This window comes from Thiocapsa roseopersicina (genome assembly GCF_900106925.1).
In the GTDB taxonomy this organism is placed as follows: Bacteria; Pseudomonadota; Gammaproteobacteria; order Chromatiales; family Chromatiaceae; genus Thiocapsa; species Thiocapsa roseopersicina.
Genome location: NZ_FNNZ01000001.1, coordinates 504,185 through 521,653, shown reverse-complemented (window position 1 = coordinate 521,653; position 17,469 = coordinate 504,185). Strand labels below are relative to the sequence as shown.

The 17,469-nt window shown below is 64.7% G+C and carries 16 protein-coding genes; 3 read left to right on the top strand and 13 right to left on the bottom strand.

Going from position 1 to position 17,469, the window contains the following annotated elements; genetic code table 11:
• Nucleotides 1-274: 274 nt before the first annotated feature.
• From BLV04_RS02375 to BLV04_RS02340, 8 genes are all read right to left on the bottom strand, one after another.
• Nucleotides 275-1,306 carry a lysylphosphatidylglycerol synthase transmembrane domain-containing protein gene (locus BLV04_RS02375; RefSeq protein ID WP_093027688.1) on the bottom strand — a complete coding sequence of 344 codons (1,032 nt, stop codon included), beginning with the start codon at nucleotides 1,304-1,306 and terminating at the stop codon, nucleotides 275-277.
• The gene (locus tag BLV04_RS02370; protein ID WP_093027686.1) at nucleotides 1,303-2,220 is read right to left on the bottom strand and encodes a lysophospholipid acyltransferase family protein; all 918 of its coding nucleotides are present in this window, start codon (nucleotides 2,218-2,220) and stop codon (nucleotides 1,303-1,305) included. Before BLV04_RS02370 ends, BLV04_RS02375 begins: the two co-directional genes overlap by 4 nt.
• Nucleotides 2,217-6,257 carry a translocation/assembly module TamB domain-containing protein gene (locus BLV04_RS02365; RefSeq protein WP_093027684.1) on the bottom strand — a complete coding sequence of 1,347 codons (4,041 nt, stop codon included), beginning with the start codon at nucleotides 6,255-6,257 and terminating at the stop codon, nucleotides 2,217-2,219. Before BLV04_RS02365 ends, BLV04_RS02370 begins: the two co-directional genes overlap by 4 nt.
• Nucleotides 6,254-7,999, bottom strand: a complete 1,746-nt coding sequence (locus BLV04_RS02360; protein ID WP_245731678.1) for an autotransporter assembly complex protein TamA — start codon at nucleotides 7,997-7,999, stop codon at nucleotides 6,254-6,256. The genes BLV04_RS02365 and BLV04_RS02360 overlap by 4 nt, the downstream gene beginning before the upstream one ends.
• A 352-nt stretch (nucleotides 8,000-8,351) precedes the next feature.
• Nucleotides 8,352-8,651, bottom strand: coding sequence for an ion transporter (locus BLV04_RS02355; protein WP_245731675.1), 300 nt, complete (start codon nucleotides 8,649-8,651; stop codon nucleotides 8,352-8,354).
• A 219-nt stretch (nucleotides 8,652-8,870) separates the two neighbouring features.
• Complete coding sequence (locus BLV04_RS02350; protein ID WP_093027682.1) at nucleotides 8,871-9,080, bottom strand: CopZ family metallochaperone; 210 nt, start codon at nucleotides 9,078-9,080, stop codon at nucleotides 8,871-8,873.
• Nucleotides 9,081-9,189: 109 nt separating this feature from the next.
• Entirely contained in the window at nucleotides 9,190-10,164 is a 975-nt protein-coding gene (glk, locus tag BLV04_RS02345) for a glucokinase (protein WP_093027680.1), read from the bottom strand.
• 297 nt (nucleotides 10,165-10,461) lie between these two features.
• Nucleotides 10,462-10,791, bottom strand: coding sequence for a sulfur globule protein CV3 (locus BLV04_RS02340; RefSeq protein WP_093027678.1), 330 nt, complete (start codon nucleotides 10,789-10,791; stop codon nucleotides 10,462-10,464).
• Between the two features lie 281 nt (nucleotides 10,792-11,072).
• On the opposite strand from BLV04_RS02340, the gene BLV04_RS24760 reads away from it, so the two are divergent.
• Nucleotides 11,073-11,246, top strand: a complete 174-nt coding sequence (locus BLV04_RS24760) for a hypothetical protein (RefSeq protein ID WP_175534454.1) — start codon at nucleotides 11,073-11,075, stop codon at nucleotides 11,244-11,246.
• A gap of 110 nt (nucleotides 11,247-11,356) precedes the next feature.
• Here the strand turns inward: BLV04_RS24760 and BLV04_RS02335 are convergent, their stop codons facing one another.
• The 5 genes from BLV04_RS02335 to BLV04_RS02315 all read right to left on the bottom strand — a co-directional run bounded on the left by BLV04_RS02335 (nucleotide 11,357) and on the right by BLV04_RS02315 (nucleotide 16,125).
• Nucleotides 11,357-12,382, bottom strand: a complete 1,026-nt coding sequence (locus BLV04_RS02335) for an MlaD family protein (RefSeq protein WP_093027676.1) — start codon at nucleotides 12,380-12,382, stop codon at nucleotides 11,357-11,359.
• Nucleotides 12,379-13,191 carry an ABC transporter ATP-binding protein gene (locus tag BLV04_RS02330; protein ID WP_093027674.1) on the bottom strand — a complete coding sequence of 271 codons (813 nt, stop codon included), beginning with the start codon at nucleotides 13,189-13,191 and terminating at the stop codon, nucleotides 12,379-12,381. Before BLV04_RS02330 ends, BLV04_RS02335 begins: the two co-directional genes overlap by 4 nt.
• Nucleotides 13,192-13,242: 51 nt before the next feature.
• Nucleotides 13,243-14,430: an MlaE family ABC transporter permease gene (locus tag BLV04_RS02325; protein WP_245731673.1), complete on the bottom strand. Its 1,188-nt coding sequence runs from the start codon at nucleotides 14,428-14,430 to the stop codon at nucleotides 13,243-13,245.
• Nucleotides 14,431-14,496: 66 nt separating this feature from the next.
• Nucleotides 14,497-15,150, bottom strand: coding sequence for a cobalt transporter CbiM (gene cbiM, locus BLV04_RS02320; protein WP_093027672.1), 654 nt, complete (start codon nucleotides 15,148-15,150; stop codon nucleotides 14,497-14,499).
• Between the two features lie 192 nt (nucleotides 15,151-15,342).
• The gene (locus BLV04_RS02315; protein ID WP_093027670.1) at nucleotides 15,343-16,125 is read right to left on the bottom strand and encodes a Crp/Fnr family transcriptional regulator; all 783 of its coding nucleotides are present in this window, start codon (nucleotides 16,123-16,125) and stop codon (nucleotides 15,343-15,345) included.
• Nucleotides 16,126-16,349: 224 nt separating this feature from the next.
• Here BLV04_RS02315 and BLV04_RS02310 point away from each other — a divergent pair, with 224 nt between their 5' ends.
• Nucleotides 16,350-16,940: a DUF2076 domain-containing protein gene (locus tag BLV04_RS02310; RefSeq protein WP_093027668.1), complete on the top strand. Its 591-nt coding sequence runs from the start codon at nucleotides 16,350-16,352 to the stop codon at nucleotides 16,938-16,940.
• On the top strand, nucleotides 16,921-17,373 hold the full coding sequence (gene nikR, locus BLV04_RS02305) for a nickel-responsive transcriptional regulator NikR (RefSeq protein WP_093027666.1): 453 nt from the start codon (nucleotides 16,921-16,923) through the stop codon (nucleotides 17,371-17,373). Before BLV04_RS02310 ends, nikR begins: the two co-directional genes overlap by 20 nt.
• Nucleotides 17,374-17,469: the final 96 nt, after the last annotated feature.

Sequence of the window (17,469 nt, the reverse complement as noted above, 5' to 3'; positions counted from 1 at the left end):
CTTTGGTGATGCGCCTACGATGATGCGCCGGCCGCGCGCCGGGCCACCCAAGCCCGGCCGATTCGACACCTGTATCGCCCCGGGGTTTTGCGGTCTCGGGGATGCGACAGCCTTGCACGGATCATGGACTTCTGTCGTGTGCCGAGGCGCAGGGCTGTCATCAGACCTTCAAGTCGGGTCATTATTGTGCACTGCAACAGGGGGCGATTCAATCTTGAGAACAGCCAAGGGTCTTGCGTTTTTCTCGCTCGACCCCGTCGGCTCGACCCGGGTCTCACGATCGCCCAAGTCGGCTCCCGCGCGGCGGGTCGGCACCGGCACGCACCGAGGTCTTGGGCAGCAGCAAGGCCAAGCCTCCGAGCACCAGGGTCGAGCCGAGCAGGAAGAGATGGAGATTGACCGCGCCGGCCAACGCCAGGCTCGGATCCACGCCCAAGGGTGCAAGGGCCGCCACAACCGCCAACTCGTAGCTCCCGCTGCCGGCGATGCCGTGGAAGGGCAGCACGCTCGAGAGCTCCGACCCCATCACGCCCGTGAGCAGACGCCAGAATTCGACCGGCAGGAAGTGCTCGAGCAGCACCGCGAAGGCCGTGAACTTGAGGGTCCAGGTCAGTGCCGTCCAGAGATAGACGCGGGCGATGATCCCGGGCTGTGCGGGAGCGGCGCCCAGAACACGTCTGACGAGCCGGATCAGCTTCGCCGCAAGAGCGCTGCCGGACTGTCCCCTCGAGTCCGAGACCAGGCCCCGCAGCGGTAAAAAGAGCAGGAGCCCACCGAGCCACACCAACGCCGCCCACCACCAGATCGGTGAGGGATCACGCAAGTAGAGGATCAGGATGCCGATCAAGGCCAGAAAATGCAGGTCCAGGATCCGGATCCAGAGCAAGGCCGCGGCGGCGTCGAGAAAGCCGTGACCGAAGTAACGCCGCATCAACCAGGGGAAGACCATCTCCCCGGCGCGCATCGGCAAAAGATTGTTCGCGGTGTTGTGCAGCATGCTCAGGCGCAGGACGGTCGGGAAACAGCCGCGAAACCGAGACCCGAAATAGTCGTAAACCCGCACCGCCCGCAGCACGTAGCTGAGTGCGGTCAGGCCGAAGAGCGCGAGCAACAGGAGCGGCGACAGCGTGCGCCAGGGCACGAGGAGCGGCCCCCATCCGACCGTCCATTCGACCGCCATCACAAGGGCCGCCAGAAGCGCCGCGCCGATCACCCAGTCGCGCGCGCGACCGATACGCAGCGCGCCGCCCTCGCCTGTCTCCCGAACGCCTTTGCTGCCGGATTCCTTGTCCGGGTCGAGCTTCATCGCCGACGTCGCTTGGCCGGATAGATGGGCGCCTCGCCGGGCGGACGGGTCTTGAAGCGACGATGTACCCAGAAATATTGCTCCGGCATGGTGTGGATGCGCGCCTCGATGACCTGGTTCATCCGCAGGGTATCCGCCGTACGATCCCCGCTCGGAAAATTCTCCAGCGGCGGATCGAAGATCAGCTCCAAGCCGCGTCCCCGGGGCAGAAACCGGGCGAAGGTCGGAATGACGACAGCGCCTGTCATGGCCGCGAAACGCCCCAGCATCGGCACGGTCGAGGCCGCGACCCCGCAAAAGGGCACGAAGAGACCGCGCCGTCCGCCGTCCTGATCCGGCAGGTAAAAGAATGGCGTCCCCTTCTTCATCTCGCGCACCAGACCGCGCAGGTCGTCATGGCGCTCGATGGAGACGCTGCCGTATTGCTGACGCGCACGCCGCACCTGCCGGTCGACCACCGGATTGCGGATCCGCTGGTACATGTAGACGCCGGAGTGGACCAGCGCGGTAAAGGCGGCACCGCCGAGCTCGAGGCCGACGAAATGCGGTACCAGGACGATGACCGGACGTCCCTCGGCGATGTAAGCATCGATGCGCTCGCGGTTGCGGATCTTCACCACGCGGGCCAGGCGCGCACGCGACGCACCCCAGCCCACACCTTGGCAGAAGGCCGCCACGCCCAGCCAGCCGAACTGCGCACGCAGAATGCGCTCGCGCTCGCGCGGGGTCGCCTCCGGCAGGCAGATCTCGAGGTTGCGCCGCCCGACGAGGCGCCGCGACCCGGCAAACAGATAGCTCAGGCGCCCCAGGGCGGTGCCGAGCGCCCAAATCAGCGGGAAGGGCAATCGGCCGAGCCCGTAGACCAAGGCGACGACGAACCAGCTCGGCCAATATTTCGGATGTGAAAGGCTCATCGCTCGATCGTGTAAAAGATATCGGCGCCCTGATTGCCGCCGGTTTCGGTCTGAAGCTCGATTCGGTCTGTCAGATCGTATCGCATCCGCACACCACCCGATTCGTTGCCGATGCCGCTCTCGTACTCCACGAAGATCTTCGGCGCGATATAGGTCCCGACCGCAAGACCGGCATTCGCCGCATCGCCGCTCGCGCTCGGAGCGACGCCGGTCAAGAGAAACTTCATCACCTCGGCCTGGGTCATCCCCGGATCGGTCTCGGAGAAGAAGGCGAGCTTGGGATCGCGCAAGGTCCCGAGCACCTGGACACCGGCAACGGTCGCTCCGCCGTCACGCTCGGCTTGGATCACGAGCCCGGGGTTGTCGATCGGACTGCGCGCATAAATCATGCGGCCCTGGACGATGTTCAGCGGCGCGCCGATCTCCGCGGCAATGCCGAACCCGGTCGTCAACCGATATTGGCCGTCGATGATCTGCAACTGACCGTTACCCAGCATGTCGCGTCCGGGCGTCTGCAGCAAGGCCAGCTCCCCGGCTAGGCGTCCGCGCACGCCGAACCCGTCGATACTGACCCGATCGCCGAGGATCAAACGCAGATCGATGGCGAGCGGAAACGCCTCCTTATGCTCGCGATCCAACATGACGACGTCGCTCGACGGCGTCTGCGCCCCGGCGGGGATGGAGCGCGGTCGAATCCGCGCCTCGGGAATCTTGATCTCACCGCTCAGACGCGCCCCCTTCGAATTGGCCTCGAAATCGATGTCGGGGGAGACCAGGGCGAAATACTCGCGCGTATCCGCGACCTTGAGATTCGTGCCCGACACCCGTGCCTGTGCCGCGAATCCGCCGCCCCCGAAACGCGCGTCGCCTGTCAGCTCGAGGCGGCCGCCGCCGACGTCCGCCGAGCCCTGCAGCTCCATCCGGTCGACCGCCGGGGCGGTGGCCGTGATGTTGAGGCCGGCCACCTTCAGCCCGACCAAGGGCACCGTGAAGCCGACATCCCGGACCCGCGCATCGCCCCGCAGCGCCGGTGCACCGAGGGTGCCGCGCAACCCGAGGTCAAGCTCGACGCCGCCGGTCATCCCGGTGATGTCGGGCACCAGATTGGCGACCCGATCGAGTCCCCGGATCTCGCCGCGCAGGGTGCCGGCGAGCGGCTGACCGGTTCGCGCCGGGGCGTCGAGCCGCCAGCCCGCGAGATCGAGCGTCCCGTCGATTCGCCCGAGCCCTTCGAGCGGGAGACCGAGTCGGGCGGAAAGCGCACGTGCGCCGGCATCCAGACCGAGACGCGCCCCCGAGAAATCGATGGTCTCCTTCCGGCCGCCGCCCATCAGTACCTGGATCGAGCCTCGCGGGATCTCGGCGGTTGCGTTGCCGCTCAGGATGTTGCCGGCAATCTCGAAGCGTCCCTTGATGCCGGCATTGCCGCTGAGGGAGAGATTGCTCGGTACCAGTGGCCCGAGCAGTGCAAAATCGGCCAAGGCGAAATCCAGGCTCCCGACCGCGCGCTCGACCGAGCTGCGATTGAGCTCGGCACAGCCGCCGGAGCCGTTCGGCCCGCGGATGCAGAAGGGGCCGAAGGCGATCCTCGGACCGGCAATGGAGACCGGACTCGGTTGCCGCAAAGCCCAGTCGCCGAAGGTCGGCGTGTCGAGATCCAGACGCGCGATCCGCCCGCTGTAGGCCCCGTCGCTCGCAAGCCCGCCGGAACCCTCGAAGGTCACCGAGATCGGCTCACCCTTCAGCGTCAGCTCGAGACGATGATCCGGAATCCGGCCCGCGCCGCGCACCGAGAGCGTCTCCCAGGTCATATCGCCGGCGATCAGCCGCGTGCCGTCGAGCCGGATCTCGAAGGGATCCTCGGGAGACAGGCCCAGATCCAGTGTCCCCTTCAGGCCGGCGATCCCCTGCCCTGCCCACTCGGCATCGCGCGCCGAGAGATCGAGCAAGACCCGCGGCGCCTCGCGCGGTCCCGAGACCTTGCCGCGGGCGGTGAGACTGCCGCTGGCCTCGGGCGCCAAGCTGGCGAGGTCGGAGGATTCCAGATCGAAGCTCACGTCCAGCGCCTTGTCGATCTGTCCGCCGACCTGCAAGGAGCTGGGACCGGATGCCGCATTGAGCCCCTCGATCCGGATGGTCTCCCCGACCATGGTGACCGAGCCGGAGGCGACGACGGGATAACCGCGCACGATGCCCTCGAACCGTTCGATGGCGGCGACCAGGTTCGGCCCCGCAGGCTCGAGCATCCCTCGGCTCGTCAGTCGGCCACCGAGATTGCCGGGCCACGCGGAGGCAAAGGTGCCCGGATCCAGACCCGCGGCGTCCAAGCTCGCATCCCAGGAGACCACGGGGTCCCAACCGACCGTGCCAAGACCGGTGATACGCCCGTTGAGCGTGTCGAGCGTCAGGGTCTCGATCCGGGTCTCGCGACGGTCCCCCCGACCGCCGAGGCGTAGCTGGGAAGGCGGCAGACCGGGGCCGACCGAGCGGGCGGCCAGATCGTATTCGAACCCGTCCAATCCGCCCGCGCTCGAGAGTTGAAACGAGAGTCGATCCTCGAACCCCTCCACCAAGACAACCGGATTTAGATCCTTGCCGTTCAGGCTCAGCGTCCAGCTCAGGCCGGGCGACCAGGCCACCTCGCCCTCGCCGAGCAGCTCGCCGTCGAGCAGGGCGAGCTTCATGGCGTCGATGCGCGTTCCCGAATCCGTGCCCGTACCATTCAGATCCAGCGTCAGCGCAGGAATGTCCGGACCCTGTGCAGCGAGCGAGAGGACATATTCAAAGGCATCGAAGGCACCCGAGACATCGAGCGTCCCGCGGGGCGACTCGGCCAGCAGATCGCCGCTCAGAGGCCAACGCAGGCGCTCCCATTGACCGGCCAGCGCGAAGCGACCGGGCGTCGCGCCCGTATCGACCTGGCCGGTGAGATTCAGCAGGGCATCGGAGACCTGCTCGGTCAGCGCGAGGTTGCGGATCTCCAGGACCCGCTCGGCCCAACCGACATCCAGCACGACGGCGAGATGTCCGAAATCCGGCAGCTGCGGGGCGCGAGCATCGAGCTGACCCGAGACCGATGCCTTGTCGAGATCACCCTGCGTCTCGAGACTGCCGGTCACCGTGACCTCGGGCAGATCGGACCCGAAATCGGGCAGATCCACGCCGAGGATCTCCAGCCGACCGTCCCAAGCCGGCTCGCCGAGCGGGTCGTCGACACGAACATCCAGATCCGCCTGCGCCGAGCCGCTCAAACGGTGTCGGACCTGCAAGGATGCCAGATCACCCGTGAGCTGCGCCGAGCCCTGCAGGGCGATCGCGGGGGGCTGCGTCATCTCCCAGTCGAGGTCCAGATCCAACGGGTAGTCGCCGCTCAGCTCGACCCGACCGAAGGCGCGCGCGGCAAGCCGCGGGGTCGGCAGCACCACCTCCAAGCGCGTGATATCGAGCGCGCTGCCCCGCAGGCTCGCGGATAGGATCGCATCCTCGATCACGAAGAAGGGCTCGGCCTCGCCGTGCTTGAAGAGACGCAGCCGCTCGACCTGTGCCTCGTGCAGCTCGATGCGAAGCGGCAAGGCAATGTCGGGCAGGACGAGCGGTTTGGGCTCTTCGGGACTCGGCGGCAACACCAGATCCAGGTCATGGATCCGGAGCACCTGGATCGGCAGATCTCCGCGAAGGGCGGCAACGGGCGACCAGCTCAGACCGATGCTGCCGGCACGCATCTCGAAGTCCGCAACCGTGATCGCGAGCCGATCGAGTGTCAACCGACCCGTGATGCGCCCTTCGACGCGCTCGACGCTCAGAACACCAGGTACCAAGTCCTCCACCAACCCGATCGCAAAGCGCAGTCCGGTCTGGGTCCCGAGCACCAGCCCCAGCATCAGGACCAACAGGAACGTCAAGGAGACGAGCAGCCCGAGGATCAGGCGCAGCGGCCGGACGCGCCGACGCTGCCGGGTCTGCGCGGGGGCGGCCTGCGTCGGCTCGGCCGGCGCGGGTCCCTCGGTGGGGAGCGCAGCGGTATCTGTCTCGCTCACAGATCGGGCCCGATGACGAAGACGAGGCGTGCCGGGGGCCAGCCGTCACCGATCTCGTAGTCGTTTTGGGTGTACGGCAAGGCGAGATCCACGCGTACCTGGCCGATGGGCGATGCCCAACGCACGCCGAAGCCGACGCTCTGCTGAAACTTGTTCTCGTAGTCGGGATCGAAGGCGTTCCCGAAATCGGTGAAGACGGCGGCACTCCAGGGGCCGCGGATGGTGCGCTCGAGCTCGAGGCTGCCGACCCCGAGATAGCGCCCGCCGACGGTATCGTCGTTGAAGGGCTCGGTCGGCCCCAGAGAGTTGTAGCCCCAACCGCGGATGGTGTTGTCGCCGCCGGTGAAGAAGCGGCGGCTCGCCGGGAGCTCGGTCAGATCTTCCGCCAGGGTCGCGCCCAGATCGACTCGGGTGATGAAGCGGTACTTGTCAGCGAAGCCGTGAATCCACTTGAGCTGCAAGGCGGCGCTCAGATAGGAGGCATTCGAGATCAGGCCCTCGACCGCGCCCAGGACACCGTACCGAATTCGGTATCCGCGCTTGGTATTGATCGGGTCGTCCGCGACGGTCTTCGACCAGGAAATGTTCGGCGCCAGCTCCGAGGAGATCCCGGTCTGGATGTCGCTGATCTCGTAATCCTCGTAGGTGTAATCAATGCCGACGGTGCGGCGCCAGTTGCTCGGCGTGAGTGTCGAGTGCGCAACCTGAACCGAATTGAGCCAGCCTTTCTGCGTGTTGATGTTGGACCAGGTCGACTGGGGCTTGATGATGATGTAATCGCGCGTCGGATCCTGAATCGGAATCCGGTAGTCGAAGCTCCATTGGGAGAGCACGGGCGAGAGCTGCAGCTCGGTTCGGAAGTTGTGTCCCCACTGATTGACGTAACGACGACGCCAATCCGCACTGACCCGCGGGCCGGTATCGGTCGTGAAGCCCGCACCGATGCGGTACTTATCACGTTTGTTGCGGGTTGCGACCACTTCGATCGGCACCAGCGTGTCGTCGCCGGTCGCATCCTTGCGGGGCACGATCTCCACGTCGCTGAAGTACTCGGTACCGAGCAGCCGCCCCTGCAGCGCAAGGAGGAGATTCGGGTCGTAGACGACCCCGGGCTCGAAATTCACGAAGGAGCGCAGAAACTTGTCGTTCAGAAGATCCTGCTTGAAGGACACCTTGCCGAGGTAATAGCGGGGCCCGGTTTCCAGCTCGAATTCGACGATCGCCTCATAGGCAACCAGATCGACGAGGACGCGGTGGCGCAGGAGATTGTAGTCCAGGTAACCGCCCGAAGAGGCGCGTGAGCGCAGATCCGACTTGGCCGCCTCGTACTTGGCGTGGAGGAGGACGTCGCCGACCTGCATCGGAAAGGTCTTCGGAAAGGTAGGGTCATCGGCCCCTTCACCGGTGACCGCATACTCGACGCGACCGATCTTCACCGCCGGTCCGGGGACCACCGCGTAGGTCGCAACCCAGGTTCCGTTCGGATCGGGAGGCACCTCGAGCCGGTCCGTGACCTCGACCTGATAAAGGCCGAAGGGTGCCAAGGCATCGCGGATCTGATCGGGCGCCAACCGGTGCAACGCCTCGACACGGGCGGGGGTCAGATCCGCCTCGGCGCGCTCCTGATGGATCGACAGCAAGGCGAGGACGTTCGTCTCCTGCTCGCCCGCAAGGCCCGTGACCTTCACGTCGAGCCTCATCGCAAGCGCGTTGCCGGCGGCCAGCATCAGGGCGAGCAGCATCAGCCATGCGCCGGCTCCCGAGCGCACAATCGGGGGCCGGGCTGCATCGATCGACTGCACCGCTCGACCTCTTCCCGCGTGATCCAAACTTGCCCCCTCGAGCATCGACAAAAACAACCCGACACGACCTCGGAGCCGCGACGAATCGACACCGCAAAAGCAGCCGGTTTATTCGTTGACGAATTACAACAACAGGCATCCCAAAAGCGACAGTTTGTATCATAGTACCAAACGCAAGTGCGCGCACGGGGCTGACCCTGTCGAATGAGTCGGCTCCACCCGGTGCCGACACGCAACCACGCCGACGCCGCGCCCGCAACAATCCAGCCCCGATCCGAGGCGGTTGACGTGATCAGCTCGGCTCGCGACGGATCGCCAAGTCCCGACGCAGTCCCTCGATCTCCTCGCGCAAGGCACGCACCTCGAGCCCCACATGGCGGGTATCCCGGTGCACCGTGTCTTCGATGCGCTCGCGCTCCGCTGCATGCTGATCATCATGCAGCGTCCGCATGGTGTCGACGATGATGCCGATGAAGAGGTTCAGCATCGTAAAGGTCGCGATCAGGATGAAGGGAATGAAGAACAACCAGGCATAGGGATAGACATCCATCACCGGACGGACAATCCCCATCGACCAGCTCTCCAACGTCATGATCTACAACTGCCTCCGACAAAACGACAGACACCGCGGATCGGACAGGCCGATCCACGGGACTGAAAAGAACGATTCGGGAAATGCCCGACCGACCGCGAGGTGGTCGAGCCTCTAGACGCAACTAGACGCAGCACCCCGTCCGGGCACCCGGATTGATGGCCTGTGGGCACCGAGGCGCGCCGAACGGGGCACCGCGGATCATGATCCGCCCCAAGCTCATTCGGGAGGCGCAGGCTCCGCACCATAGCCCTCGGCCACGACGGCCGCGACCAAGGCGTAGAGATCGGCCTGCCCTTCCACGCGGGCGCGACCGAGCTCCAAATCCACCGCGACGGACTCGACGCCGGCAACGGTCTCGAGCGCCGAGGTCACCGCGCGCACACAGTGGCCGCAGCTCATCCCGGTAATGCTGAGTGTTTGTGTCATGGGTTCTCTCTTTAAGATTGAGCCTCCTGCTTCCTGCTCTCAAACTCTACATATGGGCAGACTCACGGCTGGGGGCTGGGGGCTGGGGGCTGATGGCCGGCGGCTCCCCCTACTGCGACGCCAGAAACAGCGCTGCGCCCATCAGCGGCGCGCTCGGCTGCACGATCACCCGAACCGGCATCGCGCGCATTAGGGGCTCCAGCCGACCTTTGTCGAAGAAGCCATCCAGGAAGGCGCTGCGGCGCAGGGCATCGAGGTTCTTCGGCGCGATGCCGCCGCCCAAAAAGACGCCGCCGAGCGCCATCTGCTTGAGCGCCATGTTCCCCGCCTCGCGGCCGTACAGCCGAAAGAACAGGTCCATCGTCTCGGTGCAGATCGGGCAGGCATCCTGCAATGAGGCAGCAGCGATGACGGCCGCGGCGTCGCCGGTCTCGATCGCCTCGCGCAACGGCGGGGGCGACGCAATACCGCGCCATTCGGACAGGAAATCGTAGAGATTCCGGATCCCGAGTCCGGAGACCACACGCTCCCAACTGACGCGCCCGAACCGCTGCTTCAGAAAGGCGTGGAGAGCACACTCGCGCTCGTCGGTCGGCGCAAAATCGGCGTGACCGCCTTCGGTCGCGAACGGGTGATGACGCAGGCCGTCCCAGAACAAACCGGCCTCGCCGAGTCCTGTTCCTGCGGCCACGACACAGGCATTGCCGTGGACCGACTCGCCTGGATGGAGCTCGGCCAGATCCTGCGGCCCCAAGGCCGCAAGCCCCCAGGCTGTCGCCTCCAGATCATTGAGCAATGCCACCCCGGCAAATCCGAGCGCCTGCTCCATGGTGTCGGCATCCAATGCCCAGGGAAGATTCGTCGCCTGGCTGCGCCGATCCCGCACGGGTCCGGCGATCGCGAAGGCCGCGAAGCGACAGCCCACGCCCGTATCCTCCAAATAGCGCCGAACGATCTCGTCGAGCGAGGCGAAGTCTGCGCTCGGATACTGCCTCGTCTGCTCGAGCTCGACCTTGTCCCGATGCGTTTTCGCAAGACCCAGTGCGGTCTTGGTGCCTCCAATATCGCCAACGAGTACACGCATGTCGTCTCTCCGGTCACATCGCTACCGGGGCGCGCATCCGCTCGCGACCCCCTGCCGACCCGTCATCAGCCGGCCAACCGACGCGGATGATATCAGGCGACGGGCGCTGCCGGGGGTTGCGGCAGCCGAGGTCCAACGGAGGTGCCAATCCATACGGCCTCCGAGGGCGGCATGCACGGCGCCGTCGGCGATCGGATAATCCGATCGCTCGGCGCGAAGTCCGAGACGAACGCTCGCCCCGACACCGAGCAGCGTCGGGGCGAGGATACTCAGGGGCTAGAGGAGATGGCTCGGGTGTTACTTGTCGGTATCCGTGCTCGGCGTGCTCGCCGTCGGGTAGCTATAGGCGGGATAGGCGTAGGCCGGATAGCCATAGAGAGGCGCGCCCCATCCGTAAGGAGCACCGACCCCGTAAGGTGCACCGTAAAGGCCGTAGGGATGATATCCATAACCACTGTAGGGATAACCGCCGTATGGACCGTACCACGGCGAATTCCAAGGTCCACCCCAACCGCCGGGGAACATCCCGAAGGGGCCGGAGCCCCAGAAGGCGTTCGCGGACATGGAACCGAACGCCGAGACAGCGGCGACCGCCGCAGCAAGCACGAGCCGTTTTGTTGTCGTCATCACATTTCTCCCGTCTCGAGAAACCTGTTGAGCACGCCGTGAGCACGATTCGCCCCGACGTGTGGACAAGAGTAGGACGGAATCCGAGTTAGAGCGTTGATCTTGATCAATAATTGCTAATATTAGCGATCATCAAAAAATGCCTGCCCAAGTGACACCATGCGTGGGCGCGGGTGTCGCGAAACATCAGGCGACGAAAACCAAAATGAGCACTTGCTAAATTAGAATATGCTTATATAATGATCGCCATACCAGCAATCACTTCCAATCGGAGATGTACCATGGGTGCCTTAGGTGTTCTTGCCGCAGTCGCTCTGCTCGTAGGCGGAGTCCAGACCACGATGGTCATGCCGGAGCCGGAGCGTCTCGCGAACGAAGAGTCGAAAGAGCCGGTCGTCGAAGTGCAGGCGGTTTCCGCCGACTCGACCCAAACCGTGAGCTTCCTCGACTTCTAATCAAGTCCAGCCTCGGCGAATCAGGCCCGGTACGCTTGCGTCCCGGGCCTGATTGTTTTCGGGGCCGCCAAGACCCGAGATCGGCGGCTTCAACTGCGACCGTCTCGGCGCTATCGCTTACCGCGCAACAGCGCGTCCGGATGCCGCTCCAGATAGTCGGCAAGATCCCGAAGCGATCGAGCCGCGGCCGATGCCTCGACGAGAAACCGGTCGAGCCGTACGCGTGTGCCGGAGGCGTCGCCGGTCAAGGATCCCAGCGAGCGCATGGCGCCCTCGACCTCGCCGAGCGCGGTCAGGGTCGCGCCCGAGAGCGGGACCACCTGCTCGTCGACGCGGCGCACCAAAAGCGCCAACTCTTCGGTGACCGTCTCGATATTCTCCGTGACCGGTACCACACCGGCCTGCACCGCTCGCGCCATCGCGCTGAAGTCTTCGAGGGTCGAATCCATGCGCCGTGCGAGCGGCTGCACCTCCCGATCGAGATCTCCGAACAGGATCCGAGCCTCGTCCAGGGTCGCGTTCAGAGTCTCGATCAACCTCAGCATCTCCCCCGAGCCGATCAACTGCCGAACCGAGGCCAAGGTCAGCGAGGCCTCGTTGACCAGATCATCGAGCCGCAGGTTTTCGAGCATCTCGGACATCCGGTCACGCGTCGCCTCGATCGAAGGCACCTCGACGACGTCCTCGGGATCCTTGATCAGCCGCGGCGGGCGGCCGGGAACCAGCTGCAGCGCGATCATGTATTGGCCGGTGACGAAGCTCACCGACTCGAGCCGGGCGTGCAGACCGCGCTCCTTGACCAAGCGTTGCAGGATCTGCGCCGGCGAGTCATCCGACTCCGCCCCGAGGACGCGCACGCTGTCGGGCCAAACCTCGTAGGTCACGGGCACACTGAAGATCCCGGTATCCGGCGAGAAACTGAGCTCGATCCCGGTCACACGTCCGACCGTCACCCCCTCGAACTGAACGCCGGCGCCGACACTCAGCCCCTGCACCGAGCCCGGAAAATAGGTCACCATCGGTACCCGCTCGCGAAAAAGCGCACCGCCGCCGAACACCAGGATCGCGATCACGACCAGGGTCAAGGCCCCGAGCACGAAGCCGCCGATCACGGTCGGATTGGCCTGTTTGCTCATTCGCCTCCTCGGCTCAAAAAATCACGGACGAGCTTGATCTCGCAATGCTCGCGCAGATCTCGGGGGTTGCCCGTGGTCAACATGGTCTGCGTGGCTGCGTCGAGGAACACCGAGTCGTCCGCGATGGCAAAGATGCTGGCGAGGTCGTGTGTGACGACGACCATGGTTGCCCCCAGACTCTCGCGCAACTCCAGGATCAAGTCATCGAGCAGACGGGCGCTCAGCGGATCCAAGCCCGCGGAGGGCTCGTCGAAGAAGAGGATATCCGGATCCAGCGCCATCGCGCGGGCAACGCCGACGCGTTTGCGCATCCCCCCGCTGATCTCGGAGGGATAGTAGTCGCAATAGGCCGAAAGCCCGACCAAGGCCAGCTTGTAGACCGCGACCTCGTGGATCTGACTCCGCCGCAGGTTGGTATATTGCTCGAGCGGCAAGGCGACGTTCTCTTCGAGTGTCATGGAGCTCCAGAGGGCGCCGCTCTGATACATGACGCCGTTGCGACGCATCCGTCGAGTGCGCTCGTGTTGGAGCGCGTCCCAAAAACTCTCGCCGTCGAAAAGGATCCGCCCGGCCTGCGGCGCCAGGAGTCCGATCAAGCTGCGCATGAGGGTGCTCTTTCCGCTGCCGCTGCCGCCCATGATGACGAAGACATCGCCGCGCCGGACACCGAAGCTCAGATCGCGCTGGATCACCGTCTCGCCGTAGCCGACCGACACGGCATCGAGCAGGATATGTGGATCAGCCTGCTCGGATATTGGCTCGGATAGCGGCGCAGCGCTCGGCGGCTTGGTCGGACCATCGGGAGACATCGGGTCGGTCCTGTCCTCTGCGGCTTGGCTCGACATCGGCGCGGCAGCGGGTTACGACAGCCCGATCGCGTCGAAGACGATTGTGAGGCCCGCCGAGGCGATCACGATGAAGACGATCGAGGTAACCACGGCCGAGGTCGTCGCCTCGCCGACCGCGGCGGCGCTGCGACCACTCTGCATCCCGCGCAGACAACCCGACACGGCGACGATGGCCCCGAAGACGGTCGCGCTGATCAAGCCTTGCGTAATGTGGTGCCAGCGGATAGCCGCAACCGTCTGAGTGAAATACTCGGTCGGGCTGAGACCACCCACCACGATACCGGCGAAGGAGCCGCCCAGGATCCCCATGAGGTTTGCGTAGATCGCCAGGAGCGGTGTCATGGCCACCAGCGCGATCAGTCGCGGCAAGACCAGAAACTCCACCGGCGAGATCCCGAGCGTACGCAGGGCATCGATCTCTTCGTTCACCTGCATGGTCCCGAGCTGGGCCGCAAAGGCCGCACCGGTCCGCCCTGCGAGCACGATCGCCGTGATGAGCGCGCCCATCTGGATGACGATGGAGAGCCCGACCAGGTCGGCGACGAAGATCCGCGCACCGAATTGGGCCAGCTGCTGATCTCCGATATAGCCGAGGATGAGTCCGACCAGAAAGCTGATGAGACTGATGATCGGCAGGGCATCGGCACCAACCTCCTCGACCAGCAGCCAAAGCTCGGAGCGCCGAAAACGCGCGCGTCCCGCAATCATCGACCGCAGTGCGAGTGTGACCTCGCCGATGAAGGCGAGGATCTCGCCGGTGGAGCGCATCAGATCGATGAAGTCCTGACCGAAACGCCGGAGGAAAGGGTCGGCATGCTCGTCGCGACCCTCGGCACGACGCTCCGGCACCGTCGAGGCCAAACGCAACAGGGCTTGAATCCCTTCGGGCAGTCCCTCCTCCTGCACCGCAATGCCGCGTTCCCGACACCGCCAGGCCACGGATGCGAGGTAGCTCACGAGGCCGGAGTCCCAAGCAACCAGATCGGAGGCGTCGAAGACAATGGACGTGGGTCCCGGCTCGGTGAACAGCTCGGCATCGATCCGATCCAGGTCCGGCGGATCCGCGTCGAGCTGCCAAGCACCGCCGATCGCCACAGTCACGCGGCCGGCAGGGTCTCGCGCAAGCGCGATCCGCGCGGCGGGATAAGGCTTGACGGCATTGGAGACGAGGTCGGTCATGGCACCGACAAGGATGCGCATGCAGGACCATGCAGCGCAAGTCTGTAGGGGCGTGTAGGGGCGACTTCAGTCGCCCCGTCGCCCCCTCTACACGGTCGTCCGCTCGGCCGGCAACAGGCGAGCGTGCACAACCACCGGGAGCAGCTCGGGACGCACGGTCAAGAGAAGACGCAAGGTCGCAGCGGTAATCGCACCTTCGACGAGCATCACCGGGATCTGAACGATCAGGATCAGTTTTGCCGCCACCAGGAATTCGCTTCCGCTCAGCGCAAGTGCGCCGGCCACCGCCACCGCGGATACGCCGAACGATAAGGCACCGACCAGGAAGCCGGCAACGAGCACCGTTGCCGACCGAGGCGAGGCGTCCAACCGCATCAATAGCCGGTGCGCGAGCAGGCCGATCACGACCGCCGGAAGGGCCAGATTGAGTGAATTGACCCCGATCACGGTCAAACCGCCGAACCCGAAAAAGGCCGCCTGCAGCAGCAGGCCGACCAGGATCGCGGGAAAGGCCGCCCAGCCGAGCAGCAACCCCATGAGTCCGGTCAGCATCAGATGGGCACTCGATGGACCGACCGGCACATGGATGAGCGAGGCGATGAAAAAGACGGCCGTCAGGAGCCCGGCACGCGGGATGGACTCGGTATCGAGCGCGCTCAACCCCCGAGCGACCCCCGCAACCGCAAGCATGGATGCGCCGATCACAACCGGCGCACCGAGAACACCGTCGACGATGTGCATGGGCTTTATCGATGCTTCGGGAATGGCCGAGGCGCGTACTACCTTGGCGCTGATGGTAATACCCGCGAAGGTAACACCAGACCCCCGAAGGCGTCTACTCAGCTCGTCGGCAGGCAGCAATGCCCGCAGTTTACGCCCGGGATCGATCGAGACGGGCGCGGACGGCGTGGCGGGGTACGCTCCCGCTCACTCCTACGCGGGCTGCGTTGGAAGCGTCACAGTTGGAATCGAGTCGGTATTCGTGATCACGGTGCGCTGAGGCAGGTAATTGAGCAGCAGTGCCGTTTCCTTCTTGACCACGTCGTAACATTCGCAACTCAGAGTTTCGAGCTTTGGCCTGTCCAGTACCTTGATTAAGCCGCGCGAATAGGAAATCACGCCAAGCTTCTGCAATTTCAACGCCGCCTGGGTGACACCCTCTCGGCGAACGCCAAGCATGTTACTGATGAATTCCTGTGTCATGGTCAAGTGATTGTGCGACAGGCGATCCATGGAAAGCAGGAGCCAGCGGGAAAGCTGTTGGTCGATCGAATGGTGCCGGTTACAGACCGCCGTCTGGGCTATCTGCGTGATCAGGGCCTGCGTGTAGCGCAGCATGAGTACCAGCAACTGGCCGTGGCGGTTGAACTCTTCTTTCACCCGCGGTCTGGGGAGACGATAGGCGTAACCGGCGCTCTGCACCAGCGACCGACTCGGCGTACCCTCCCCACCCATGAACAAAGTGATACCCACCAATCCCTCGTTACCCACCACCAGGATCGCGGTCGACGCTCCGTTTTCGAGCACATATTGCAGCGAGATTATGGAGTCAGTTGGAAAGTAAACATGGCGCATCGGGCGCCTCGCTTCATACATGAGCGCGCGCAGCGGCAGCGGCACGAGCTCCAGATACGGGAATAAGCGGTCTTGAACTTCAGGCGCCAAGGCTGCCAGAAGATGATTCTGCCGGGGTTGGGGTTGGGGCTTGACAGGCATTCCGGGGCTCTTGCGAATTGAGGCGTTTGAGATACCACCTTGATGCTGGTGGTAATACCCTCGAAGGTAGCACTCGACCCTGAAGGCGTCTACTCAGGCCGCCGGCAGCGTCGGTCCGGCGGTTGAAATCCGGCCGACGCTCGTGGCCCTTGGAGTCTCGGTGCCGGACAGGATATCTTGAGTACCGGATCGGTTCGACCTGGTTCACCTTTCGGAGGACAGCCATGAACCAAGACGCGCAGAAACAGAACGAGCAACGGATCATCGATGACCTGTTCGGCAAGCTGAGACAGGCCGAGCATCAAACCGGGCCGCGCGATGCGGCCGCCGAGCAGCAGATCGCCGCGGCGCTCCAGCGTCAGCCCGCGGCACCCTATTACATGGCCCAAACAATCCTGGTGCAGGAAAGCGCCATCGAAGCACTCGGCCAACGGGTGCAGGACCTGGAGCAGGAACTGGCGAGCCGGCCGGCCGGCGGCGGATTCCTCGACGGCCTGTTCGGCGCACCGACCCCGCGGGCAGGCGCCCCGTCCGCTCGGGCGGGTGGACCCGTCGGCCGATCGTTTCAGACAAACGGCATGCAGCCCGGCCAAGCGGATCGGGCCGAGGGCGGATTCATGACATCCGCGCTTCAGACCGCTCTAGCCGTCGCCGGCGGCGTCATGATGGCCAACCTGCTGACCGGCCTCTTCACCGCCGAGGAGGCGCAAGCGGCCGACACACCCGCCGAAGAGCCCGGGCTGGATGCGGAATACGACCAACAGATGATGGACGACGGCGACATGGGGGACTTCGATGGATTCGACGATTTCTGAAGGGATCGACATACCCAACGTCGAGGAAACCATTCGCTTCAGCGTCTCGCTGCCGCGCGCGCTGTTGGAGGAGCTGGATCGACGGGTGGTCAACAAGGGCTACGCATCGCGATCCGAGCTGGTGCGCGACCTGATCCGCGAGCGGATCGTCGAGGAAACCTGGGAGCGCGGCGACGAGGAGGTCGCGGGCGTGCTCACCATCGTCTACGACCATCATCAGCGCGAGCTCACCCAGCACATCCTGGATATTCAGCATCGTCAGTACGTTCATGTCGTCGCGACGACCCATGTCCACATGGACCATCACAACTGTCTGGAGACCATCATCATCCGCGGCATGCCGGCCGAGATCGAGCGGCTGAGTTTGGAGATCGGCGGGTTGCGGGGGGTACGGTTCTCGGAATTGACGCGGGCCTCGCGCGTCCAAAACTGAACCGCGTCCGGGTTATCCGGAGGGATCAAGGAAATAGCAATGCTACGGCTCTTACGGTGCGCTGGAGTCGACGCGGTTCAGGACATTGAGAAAATT

What these genes read in the sequence shown, in the direction of transcription:
- BLV04_RS02335 (WP_093027676.1), bottom strand. Translation starts at nt 12,382, where the DNA reads ATGAGCAAACAGGCCAATCCGACCGTGATCGGCGGCTTCGTGCTCGGG.
- BLV04_RS02375 (WP_093027688.1), bottom strand. Translation starts at nt 1,306, where the DNA reads ATGAAGCTCGACCCGGACAAGGAATCCGGCAGCAAAGGCGTTCGGGAG.
- glk (WP_093027680.1), bottom strand. Translation starts at nt 10,164, where the DNA reads ATGCGTGTACTCGTTGGCGATATTGGAGGCACCAAGACCGCACTGGGT.
- BLV04_RS02370 (WP_093027686.1), bottom strand. Translation starts at nt 2,220, where the DNA reads ATGAGCCTTTCACATCCGAAATATTGGCCGAGCTGGTTCGTCGTCGCC.
- BLV04_RS02355 (WP_245731675.1), bottom strand. Translation starts at nt 8,651, where the DNA reads ATGACGTTGGAGAGCTGGTCGATGGGGATTGTCCGTCCGGTGATGGAT.
- BLV04_RS02315 (WP_093027670.1), bottom strand. Translation starts at nt 16,125, where the DNA reads ATGCCTGTCAAGCCCCAACCCCAACCCCGGCAGAATCATCTTCTGGCA.
- nikR (WP_093027666.1), top strand. Translation starts at nt 16,921, where the DNA reads ATGGATTCGACGATTTCTGAAGGGATCGACATACCCAACGTCGAGGAA.
- BLV04_RS02325 (WP_245731673.1), bottom strand. Translation starts at nt 14,430, where the DNA reads ATGCGCATCCTTGTCGGTGCCATGACCGACCTCGTCTCCAATGCCGTC.
- BLV04_RS24760 (WP_175534454.1), top strand. Translation starts at nt 11,073, where the DNA reads ATGGGTGCCTTAGGTGTTCTTGCCGCAGTCGCTCTGCTCGTAGGCGGA.
- BLV04_RS02340 (WP_093027678.1), bottom strand. Translation starts at nt 10,791, where the DNA reads ATGACGACAACAAAACGGCTCGTGCTTGCTGCGGCGGTCGCCGCTGTC.
- BLV04_RS02330 (WP_093027674.1), bottom strand. Translation starts at nt 13,191, where the DNA reads ATGTCTCCCGATGGTCCGACCAAGCCGCCGAGCGCTGCGCCGCTATCC.
- BLV04_RS02310 (WP_093027668.1), top strand. Translation starts at nt 16,350, where the DNA reads ATGAACCAAGACGCGCAGAAACAGAACGAGCAACGGATCATCGATGAC.
- BLV04_RS02350 (WP_093027682.1), bottom strand. Translation starts at nt 9,080, where the DNA reads ATGACACAAACACTCAGCATTACCGGGATGAGCTGCGGCCACTGTGTG.
- BLV04_RS02360 (WP_245731678.1), bottom strand. Translation starts at nt 7,999, where the DNA reads ATGCTGCTCGCCCTGATGCTGGCCGCCGGCAACGCGCTTGCGATGAGG.
- cbiM (WP_093027672.1), bottom strand. Translation starts at nt 15,150, where the DNA reads ATGCACATCGTCGACGGTGTTCTCGGTGCGCCGGTTGTGATCGGCGCA.